Source organism: Roseovarius amoyensis (genome assembly GCF_003260265.1).
Classification (GTDB): Bacteria; Pseudomonadota; Alphaproteobacteria; order Rhodobacterales; family Rhodobacteraceae; genus Roseovarius; species Roseovarius amoyensis.
Map to the genome: position 1 here is coordinate 1 of NZ_QITQ01000047.1, position 9,699 is coordinate 9,699.

General features: G+C 57.3%; 10 protein-coding genes. 7 read left to right on the forward strand and 3 right to left on the reverse strand.

Translation table 11 applies throughout. From position 1 onward, the window contains the following. Positions 1 to 227 precede the first annotated feature (227 nt). The 3 genes from DL899_RS18415 to DL899_RS18425 form a co-directional block, all read right to left on the reverse strand. The gene (locus DL899_RS18415; RefSeq protein ID WP_239494767.1) at positions 228 to 1,718 is read right to left on the reverse strand and encodes an aldehyde dehydrogenase; all 1,491 of its coding nucleotides are present in this window, start codon (positions 1,716 to 1,718) and stop codon (positions 228 to 230) included. Between the two features lie 87 nt (positions 1,719 to 1,805). Beyond that, positions 1,806 to 2,423, reverse strand: coding sequence for a thiamine pyrophosphate-dependent enzyme (locus tag DL899_RS18420; RefSeq protein WP_162685656.1), 618 nt, complete (start codon positions 2,421 to 2,423; stop codon positions 1,806 to 1,808). Between the two features lie 20 nt (positions 2,424 to 2,443). Beyond that, positions 2,444 to 2,977 (reverse strand): thiamine pyrophosphate-binding protein, encoded by a 534-nt coding sequence (locus DL899_RS18425; RefSeq protein ID WP_111735794.1) that lies wholly within the window; start codon positions 2,975 to 2,977, stop codon positions 2,444 to 2,446. Between the two features lie 262 nt (positions 2,978 to 3,239). Between DL899_RS18425 and DL899_RS19740 the strand changes: the two genes are divergently transcribed. From DL899_RS19740 to DL899_RS18460, 7 genes are all read left to right on the forward strand, one after another. After that, on the forward strand, positions 3,240 to 3,392 hold the full coding sequence (locus DL899_RS19740) for a hypothetical protein (protein ID WP_204355360.1): 153 nt from the start codon (positions 3,240 to 3,242) through the stop codon (positions 3,390 to 3,392). A gap of 14 nt (positions 3,393 to 3,406) precedes the next feature. Further along, a complete protein-coding gene (locus DL899_RS18430) occupies positions 3,407 to 4,456 on the forward strand; it encodes a LacI family DNA-binding transcriptional regulator (RefSeq protein ID WP_111735795.1) in 1,050 nt (349 codons plus the stop codon). An 82-nt stretch (positions 4,457 to 4,538) separates the two neighbouring features. Then, positions 4,539 to 5,684: a mandelate racemase/muconate lactonizing enzyme family protein gene (locus DL899_RS18435; RefSeq protein WP_111735796.1), complete on the forward strand. Its 1,146-nt coding sequence runs from the start codon at positions 4,539 to 4,541 to the stop codon at positions 5,682 to 5,684. Continuing rightward, positions 5,681 to 6,406, forward strand: a complete 726-nt coding sequence (locus DL899_RS18440) for an SDR family oxidoreductase (protein WP_204355361.1) — start codon at positions 5,681 to 5,683, stop codon at positions 6,404 to 6,406. The genes DL899_RS18435 and DL899_RS18440 overlap by 4 nt, the downstream gene beginning before the upstream one ends. A gap of 142 nt (positions 6,407 to 6,548) precedes the next feature. Next, complete coding sequence (locus DL899_RS18445) at positions 6,549 to 7,256, forward strand: IS6 family transposase (RefSeq protein WP_111735798.1); 708 nt, start codon at positions 6,549 to 6,551, stop codon at positions 7,254 to 7,256. Between the two features lie 93 nt (positions 7,257 to 7,349). After that, complete coding sequence (locus DL899_RS18450) at positions 7,350 to 8,297, forward strand: class I adenylate-forming enzyme family protein (RefSeq protein WP_162685657.1); 948 nt, start codon at positions 7,350 to 7,352, stop codon at positions 8,295 to 8,297. Positions 8,298 to 8,678: 381 nt separating this feature from the next. Next, entirely contained in the window at positions 8,679 to 9,386 is a 708-nt protein-coding gene (locus tag DL899_RS18460; RefSeq protein ID WP_111735800.1) for an IS6 family transposase, read from the forward strand. Positions 9,387 to 9,699 lie beyond the last annotated feature (313 nt).

Sequence of the window (9,699 nt, forward strand, 5' to 3'; positions counted from 1 at the left end):
GGCAGCAGCCCGGTGTGAATGCCCTTCCTCCACAAAAGCGACAACGCGCTCCCGAAGTGCCATAGGATGCGGTTTACCCATCTCAAACCCCCATATCTGCCCTGCAGACAGAGAATCACAGATCAAGATTCATGGAAATCCTGAATCGTAAAGATCGCAACTCGCTCAAGCGGCTGAAAAAAGAACGGCCCAGCTGATGAAATGGAAACGCTATCCGGCGTTGTGCGTCAGCGCATGACAAATGGGTTCGGTGTCTCGGCTGCCGTTGATATCCAAACGGACTTGGTTTGCATGAACTCACGGATCGCGTCTTGTCCGTTTTCGCGCCCCATTCCCGAGCGTTTAACCCCGCCGAAGGGAACCATGAAACTGCCCGCGCGATAGGTATTGATCCATATCGTTCCCGCTTGCAGCTTCTGTGACATTTTTAGCATACGACGGACGTCGCTTGTCCAAACCCCTGCCGCCAGCCCATAGGGGCTGTCATTCGCAATTCTTATAGCGTCATCTTCGGTTTCGAACGGAATAACTGACAATACCGGACCAAAGACCTCCTCGCGGGCAATCCGCATAGTGTTGGTCACATTTGAAAAGATCGTCGGCTGAACGAACCAGCCATCCTTTAGGTCAGTATCCGTCGATGGCCCGCCGCCCAGGGCGCATTTCGCGCCTTCATCTTTGGCAATTCCGATATAGTCCAGTACTCTGGCGTATTGCTGCTGCGTAGTAACCGGCCCCACTTGAGTGCTCAACTCCATCGGATCGCCAAGTTTTGCCTGACCCGCGAACTCCACCAGCCGTTTCAGTATTCGATCATAGATGCTTGCCTGCACCAAAAGCCGTGACCCGGCGATGCAGGTCTGGCCAGAGGCAGCAAATATTCCAGAAATCGCCCCCTTGACGGCCTCTTCCAGATCAGCGTCGTCGAAGATGATGTTGGGCGACTTGCCGCCAAGTTCCAGCGTGACGCTTTTCATGCTGCGCGCTGCCGCCGAATGAACCGCGACCCCACCAGCTTCGCCGCCGGTAAAGGCAATCTTTGCCACTTTCTCATGGGAAACGAGCGGCTCGCCTACCTCATTGCCGAAACCGGTTACCACGTTGACCACACCCTTCGGGAAACCAGCCTTTTCGATCAGTTCGCACAATTTCAGCACCGAGACCGAGGTGTGTTCGGAGGGTTTGATGACCACGGTACATCCGGCGGCAAGCGCAGGCGCGAGTTTCCAGGTGGTCAGGAACAGCGGAGAATTCCAGGGAGTGATGGCCGCGACAACCCCAATCGGCTCCTGCCGGAGAAAGACAAAGCTGTCGGGCTTGTCGATTGGCAGTACCGCCCCCTCAATCTTGTCGGCGAGGCCGCCATAATAGTAGTACCATTGCGGTATGTAACTGATCTGGCCATTGATTTCCGCCAGAAGCTTACCGTTGTCGCGCACCTCTATGTCGGAAAGACTCTGGGAATTTTCTGCAATCAGGTCGCCGAGGCGCCGCATCAGCGCGCCCCGTTTCGTGGCTGTCATCTCGGCCCATTCACCAGCAGTTAGTGCCCGGTGCGCCGCCTCGACGGCCTTGTCAACATCGGCCGCGCTGCCCTTGGCGACAAGAGCCCACGGCTGACCGTTGAAGGGGTTGAACGTCTCGAACCATTCGCCGGATTCCGCAGGGACGTTACGCCCGTCGATATACATGCCAAAATGAGGCAGGTCTTGTGTCATGACAGCTTTCCTGATTTATCTCTCCCCGGCCGGCAGGCCGAGGAAAACCTGTTTCATGTGGTCCGGCACAGCCGCACTTTGGCGGCATCAAGCGGCGCGGCGCTGTGCTTTCAAAAAGATGCGCCGGCAATCGGCACCATCCAGATTCAGCGGCACTTTCGGCGCCTCTGTCGGAGCAACCGTCATCAGCACGAAGGCGGTTCCGTTGGCCCCACCGACCCTGCGCAGCATCTTGCTTCCGGCCTCAATCTGATCTTCACTTGATACGGTACACGTCTGGGAAATCCCAGCGCCCTTGGCAAACAGTTCAAGGTCAACACCACGATTTGTATGGCTTTTCTGGAAGCCAGTCTCGCCGTAATGGCCATTGTCGACACAGACTATGGTAAGGTTTGGCGGATTGATTACACCGATGCTGCAGAGTGACCCAAGGCTCATCAGTAGCTCGCCATCGCCGGTAACCACCAGGACATTCTTGTCGGGGCGAGCCAGCGCCAGGCCGAGGCCGATCATGCAGGCCCCGCCCATCGCGCCGCCAAGACCATAGAAATAGTCCCCTTGGTCGGTCAGCGAACTCATGTCGTAAACCGCGCCCGCCAAGCCACTGACAATCAGGAAATCCTTTGGATTGCCGACCAGTTTTGGCACGACCACCCGGCGATCCATCTGGAAACGACCGTCAGTCCGTTTTTCATTCACGCTCATGGCATTCAACTCCATTTCCTTCAGAATTTCTTGGCACCAAGAAGTTTTTGCGCCAGCAGAACGGCAACCCGCTGCTCTGACTTCCAAACCATGGTCATTGCTGCCCCAGCTGTCGGGATCACATCTTCAGGGCGTTCGGCCCTCAGGCAGATTACGCCCATCGCCTCCAGAACGGGTTGCACGGCCTGACCCATCGGGTATTGCCATGGGTTCCCTTCCCCATACTCGCCACGCATTGTGACAAAGGTCAGGAAGGGAAATCGCGACCCTTTCATCAGCGACAGCATGTTGATGCAATTGCCCACACCACTGCTCTGCATCAGCAGGACCGCTTTTTCTCCACCCAGATCCGCGCCGGCAGCGAGAGCAACGCCCTCCTGCTCGCTCGCGAGTCCGACGGAGTGAACTCTCGGCTCATTGGCCGCACGCTCAATCAGGATCGAGTGCCCCGCGTCCGGGACGTGGGATATCTGCGTCACGCCATTTTCAACCAGTAACTCGAACAAACTGTCCTGCCAACAAACGGGCGGCTCTGCGGTTTTAGGTGCATTCATCTCATTTACTCTCGTCATTAGGAAACGGTGTCCCGACCGGGTATTCCAGGTCGGGGTTGGTTCTTTGGGCATACTGAGGGCTGCCGATCGACAAGTCAATATGTAACGTTTCATATGAAGCTCGCCCCCAGTAGGAATAGCAATTTCTTCATATACTTGCCGAACTGTACTGGCGCCAGCATGGGGGCCGTGACATGTGCTTGCACCTTACATTTAGCCATTCGGCTGGATCAGAAACGCTATATTTTATACTAGCACATGCATGAAGAATCGTTACAAATTGATTGACGGCAACCGCTCGGGAAAACCGATTCGTACTGATGAAAGCCTTTCACGGCGGCTTCTTTCCAGTTCTCGCATTGATATCCGCTCGGGCCAGCCTCGCAATCCGGAGGTCATCAGCCTCGACATGTGAAGGACAGCTGAGATATGCCAAAACCCAAGCAGCCGACGGTCGGATCCAAGCGTCCAACCATCAAGGATGTTGCCACCGTAGCTGGCGTTTCGGTGGGTTCTGCTTCCCGCGTTCTCAATGGCCACGTGAGCGTGAATGACGACATTCGCACGCGGGTGGAGGCGGCCGTGGCCCAACTCGGCTATCAGCCCAATGCCGCAGCGCAGTCAATGCGCAACCGATCCTCGCGGACTGTCGGCTGTATTATCAGAGATATCAACATTCCCGGCCTCGCTGCATTCGTCAGGGATGCGCATGACGTGCTGATGCAGGCCGGATACGTCCTGATGCTGACCAAGTCCGAGGGCGACCCGCAACGGGAAAGTCAGCTCATTTCAGTTATGGAAGCAAGGCAGGTCGACGCCCTGCTTATCAGCCACGGGTCAGAAACTGACCAAGCTCTGCTTGATCGGTTGCAGAAAGTGAACTTCCCAGTGGTTTTGTTCGATCGCATCAATCCGTCCTGGGCAGACCGGGTCTTGGTCGACCATCGCAGCAGCACTATCCGCGCGGTCCAGATGCTCTTTAATTTGGGCCATCGCCGGATTGCACTGTTAACCGGCACACAGGATTTATTTTCCGGGTGGTCTCGGGTCGAGGGCTATCGCGAAGCTCATATACTGGCGGGCATTCCGCTCGACCCAGACCTTCTTCGAGTCGGTTCATTCGAGGCTGATTTTGGATACGAAGAAAGTCACTTGTTGCTCGACCGTCCTGATAGGCCGACCGCCATCATCGCCGGTGGCATCGAGATGCTGCCGGGGGTTCTGCGGAGCATCAGGGCCAAGGGGATGTCTATTCCCCGAGATGTATCGGTGATCGGAACACTGAATTCTCCAGTTGCCGAGTTGTACGATCCGCCTATAACCGTCGAGAACTGGGATTATTCTACCGTCGGGCGTATCGTCGCGCGGATGATCCTCGACAGGATCAGGGGTGATGCTGATGCGCCCCCCAAAGAATTCGTACTACAATCCGATATAATCTCCCGGGATTCCTGTGCCGCACCGCCGTCACTGGCCTGACACGATAGCACCTACTACGACGATGTAACGTTTCATTGACTCGCCGATATGATGACTATACCAATAAGCGGAATTGCTCGGTATGGTCATGAAAGGAAGTGGTATCGTGGAAGGCGCGTTGCGGTTGCGTTTGTCGGAAGCCTTCTTAACATATCCTGCCGGTCAGGAGATCCATACCGCTGCCTCTGGCCGGATCGCTGCCTTACATGAAGTGTTCCTTGAAATTGAGGATCGTGACGCCGGGATAACCGCTATGGGTGAAGTTCGGGCCAATATCGCTTTCATAACCGGGACCCCGAATGAAGCGGTCGTACCAGCGGCGGTGGCGCTGGTTGAGGATATCAGCCGCAAGGCGCAAAGTGCCGAAGATCTGGCCATGTACTTTTCCGAACGACGTCAATTCTATCCCAAGATTGCCCAGGCACTGGTTGACAACACGCTCGTGGACCTGGAAGCAAAACGCGCTGGGGTACCTGCATGCGAAATCCTGGGCGGGACATTCCAAGACGCAATCCCTTGCAACGAATGTATTTTCTGGGGCGACGACGAGGGCATGAAGCGCAATATTGCATCTTACCATGCTGCGGGCTTTACCAAAATCAAGGTGCGGGTCGGGGTGGGTTCCCTCGAAAGCGATCTCCGTAGGCTAGCGTATCTGTGCAACACGTATGGCGACACGATCCGGCTTTGTATTGACGCGAACGGCGCATGGACGGCGGACGAGGCGCTGCATGCCATAGCAGCATTTGCCCGGTTCGATCTCGACTATGTCGAACAGCCGACGATCGCCGGCGACTGGGACGCGCTCAATCGCGTGGCCAAGGAAACCGGTCACCGCATTGTCATTGATGAGGGCCTCCAGACCGATGCTGATGTCGAGCATCTTTGTAAGGCTGATGGCAATGTGGCCGCGCACCTGAAGATCGCCAAAGCCGGTGGCGTGCGGCCCATGGTCGATATAGGCCGCCGCCTGCACGCTGCTGGTATCGGCTGTATCGCCGGACAGATGAACGAAGGTGCCACAGCGACCGCAATTGCTGTTCACGCCGCAATGGCCCTCGACCCGCTGGTTGGCGAACTCTACGGTGCCCGCGGCATCCAGGACGATCCCTGTAGCGGCGTGGTTTATGGTCGAGGGCAGGTCTCGGTTCCACGCGCGCCCGGCATCGGCGTTACCCCTCCCGACCGGGACCGCCTGACAACGGTCTGGGGCAGCAGTTCAGCATGAGCATGACCTTGCCTTGCGACGACGGGGATTCCCCGGTCGCTATCGTCACTGCGGCAAGCAGGGGAATCGGCCATGCAACAGCACTAAAGCTTGCGCATGATGGTTACCGGCTTGCCTTGCTCGCGCGGGGGAGTGAAATTGAGGTTTTGGCAAAAGATTTCGGTGCGCTGGCAGTGGTCGGTTCGGTGACTGATCCTGACGACCTGCAGCGCTTGGTCGAGACCACTGTCGCGCGCTATGGCCGGATTGATGCCGTGGTCAATAACACGGGACATGCGCCGAGCGGTCGGCTGTTGGAGCTTTCCGACATGGAATGGATGGCAGGGGTTGATATGTATCTTCTCAATGTCGTGCGGATGACACGGTTGGTGGTCCCGGAAATGCTTGCAGCGGGCAGAGGGGGGGCCATTGTGAATGTATCCAGTCTCTCGGCGGCTCAACCTGATCAACGCTTTTTGCTTTCGAGCACGTTACGGGGCGCTCTGCCCGGTATTGCAAAACTCTTCGCGGCGGAATTTGCCGGCCAAGATCTGCGCATGAACAATCTGCTTCCGGGCCGCGTCAGCCCCCAGCCCGAAGACCGTATTGCAAACGTCCCGGCCGGCAGAGCAGCCAGTTCCAACGAAATCGCTAACATGATCGCTTTTCTGCTATCTCCGGGGGCCGCCTATGTTAACGGTCAGAGCCTGATCATTGATGGTGGCCTTTCTGCCACTGTCTAACCTCAACGATGGGTGGGGTCAGGGTCACGTCCGTCAAGCTGGTGTAATTTCCCAGATGGCCTGAGGTCAGGTGGTGTCAAGGCGAGGCACTGTCAAAGGAAACCGGGTTGAGACGGGTCGCGCGCCGCCCTACCCTGCCCGCATGACAAGACGCGACCCCTTCAAATACTTCAAAACCAGCCGAGAGATCATCCGCCTGGCGGTGATGATGTATGTCCGGTTCCCGCTCTCGCTGCGCAATGTCGAGGACCTGCTGCACGAACGCGGCATCGACGTCAGCCACGAGTCCGTGCGGTTCTGGTGGCAACGCTTCGGGCCGAAATTCGCCTCCGAAATCCGCAAGAAGCGCGTTGAACGGATGCGGGCATGGCCTCAATGGCGATGGCATTTGGACGCGGTTTTCGTGAAGGTCAACGGTGAACGCCACTACCTGTGGCGGGCGGTCGATCATGAGGGTGAGGTGCTCGAAAGCTACGTGACCCAGAAACGAGACAAGCGTGCGGCCCTTAAATTCTTGAAGAAAGCGATGCGGCGCTACGGGCGGCCCGAGAGGATCGTGACCGACAAACTACGATCCTATGGTGCCGCCATGAAGGAGATCGGCAATGCTGACCGCCAGATGACCGGACGCTGGCTGAACAATCGCGCCGAGAATTCGCATCAGCCGTTCCGACGACGAGAACGCGCCATGTCCCGCTTCCGGCGTCTGCGAAGTCTGCAAAAATTCGCCGCCGTACACTCTTCTGTCTTCAACCACTTCAATTCGGAACGAAGCCTCTCCAGCCGGGACATTTTCAAGCGAAACCGTGCCGCCGCTCTTGCCGAGTGGCGCGGTCTTTGCTTGGCATAAAAGGCAGCCACCCTGACCTAGCTGAGACGAGTTCGAATTCGTCTGACACCACCATTGTATCTGCAGACTGCAGCTCACGTCGTGCGGTGCCAAGTGCTGACCCCCAACCGCAGCTTCATGAGCGCAGCTCCGTTCTTCCATTGCAGCGGCAGCATGCATGCGATCACAGTGTGCCTGCTGGCAGGGTGCGCATTGCATACCGTCTCGACATGGGACCCCGACTATTTCCTCGATCTGATCGAGCGTCACCGCGGGGATACCGGACATGGCATTTTCTTCCGGGACATCGTCGAGCATGGCGAAAGTGCGCGTCGTCGCATCCGTACGCTGAAAGTCGCGGTTGACATCGGCTTGGAAGAGTTCATTCGAAAGCTTCACGACGACTTCGGCGTCACCGGTATTTCCAACATCTACGGCATGACGGAGACCGGCGGAAATTTCACGATGTGGTATCCTGACGACCCGCTCGACAAGCGGATCCGGATGAACGGCCGCCCGCAGGCGGGGAATGAAATCCGTATCGTCGACCCGGATTCCGGTACCTTGGTGAAAGTCGGCGAAACCGGCGAAATCCAGATGCGCGGCCGGACGGTCACGCCCGGATACTACAATCGGCCTGAAGCGAACGCGTCGACTTTCGTCGATGGCGGATGGTTCCGTTCGGGTGACCTCGGAAGCATTTCCGCCGAGGGCGAACTTCAGTACATCGCGCGTCTGCGCGATGTGATCCGGGTCGGCGGAGAGAATGTCTCGCCGGCCGAGGTGGAGCGTGTCGTGACCGAAGTCACCGGCCTGAAGGAGGTTAGTGTCGTAGGCATCCCTGACGGCAGGCTGGGGGAGATCGCAGCCCTCGTCTATTGCTCATCCGACGACCACGACTGGCCAAGCACTCTGGAAGCTATGGCGAAGAGGCTAGCCGGCTTCAAGATGCCGCGCCGCGTCTACAAGACAGACGCGATGCCGATGACTGCGACCAACAAGGTCCAGCGCGTCACGCTGCAGAAATGGATTCGGGAGGACGAACTCGCTCGCATCATCTGAGCGGTGCCGATGCATGTCTGGATTTTCTCGTCGCTCGATGTGCAGGACCGACATGCGGTGAAAACGGAGGAGAAGGATTGACCGCAAATATCGTTCTGAACGCGTTCATCACGAACAGCGCGGTTCATCTGTCGCCTGGCATGTGGAGGGACTCTGTTGCGCAAATCGGATTGGGGATTCATCCCTTGAATCCAGCGTGCTAGCGGAGAGGCATGAGCAGACAGACACCGCCGAGCTACAAGATCAGGAACTGGCGGGCCTACAACGATGCGCTTAAGCGCCGGAACTCGCTGACATCTGGTTCGATCCCAAGATGACGTGGGAGGGTGGTGTCAAGTAAACCGGCTTGAGCGGGTCCAGGTTGCAACGTAGCTTGTCGCCATGACAAAGCGCAGCCCTTTTCGTTGTTTCAGGACGAGCCCTGAAATTATCCGCCTGGCGGTGATGCTGTACATCCGATTTCCGCTGTCGTTGCGGAACGTGGAGGACTTGCTGCACGAACGCGGTATCGATGTGAGCCACGAGTCCGTGCGGTTCTGGTGGCAACGCTTCGGGCCGAAATTAGCCTCCGAAATCCGCAAGAAGCGCGTTGAACGGATGCGGGCATGGCCACAATGGCGCTGGCACCTGGACGAGGTTTTCGTGAAGATCAACGGCGAGCGACATTACCTTTGGCGGGCAGTCGATCACGAGGGGGAGGTTCTCGAAAGCTACATGACGAAGACACGAGACAAGCGTGCAGCCCTTAAATTCCTGAAGAAAACGATACGGCGCTACGGGAAGCCGGAGAAGATCGTCACCGACAAACTACGCTCCTACGGGGCCGCGCTGAAGGAAATCGGAACGGCCAATCGGCAAGAAACCAGCCGCTGGCTGAACAACAGGGCAGAGAATTCTCACTTGCCGTTCCGAAGGCGTGAGCGGGCGATGCAGCGATTTCGGCGGATGCGAAGTCTGCTGAAATTCGCATCCGTCCACGCTTCTATCTTCATCCATTTCAACCAGGAACGCAGCCACTCCAGCCGGGACATCTTCAAGCAAAACCGCGCCGTCGCTCTCGCCGAGTGGCGCCAACTCGGCGCGGCATAAGGGACAGCCATCCTGCCCTTGGTGAGACCAGTTAGAATCTGTCTGACAGCCCCGCCAGCGACCCCTGCCTCTCTCACATTTGCCTGTTCTGCCTGGAATTTCCACATGATTTCAGTCGCTTACCGGTTGAGCCGTATCGTTGAGACGCCCCGTGCGCGGGTTTTCCCATCGCTTCTGGTCGGTCGCCTCAAATGCCTTCGAGACCCGGTGCGGTTTGTGCCGAATTTCCCTGCTAGCAGGGAATCTACAGGGAATTTTCATTCTTTTGAACGCATGGAGCCAAGATCAGACCCAAACACATTCGGTTTTTCAA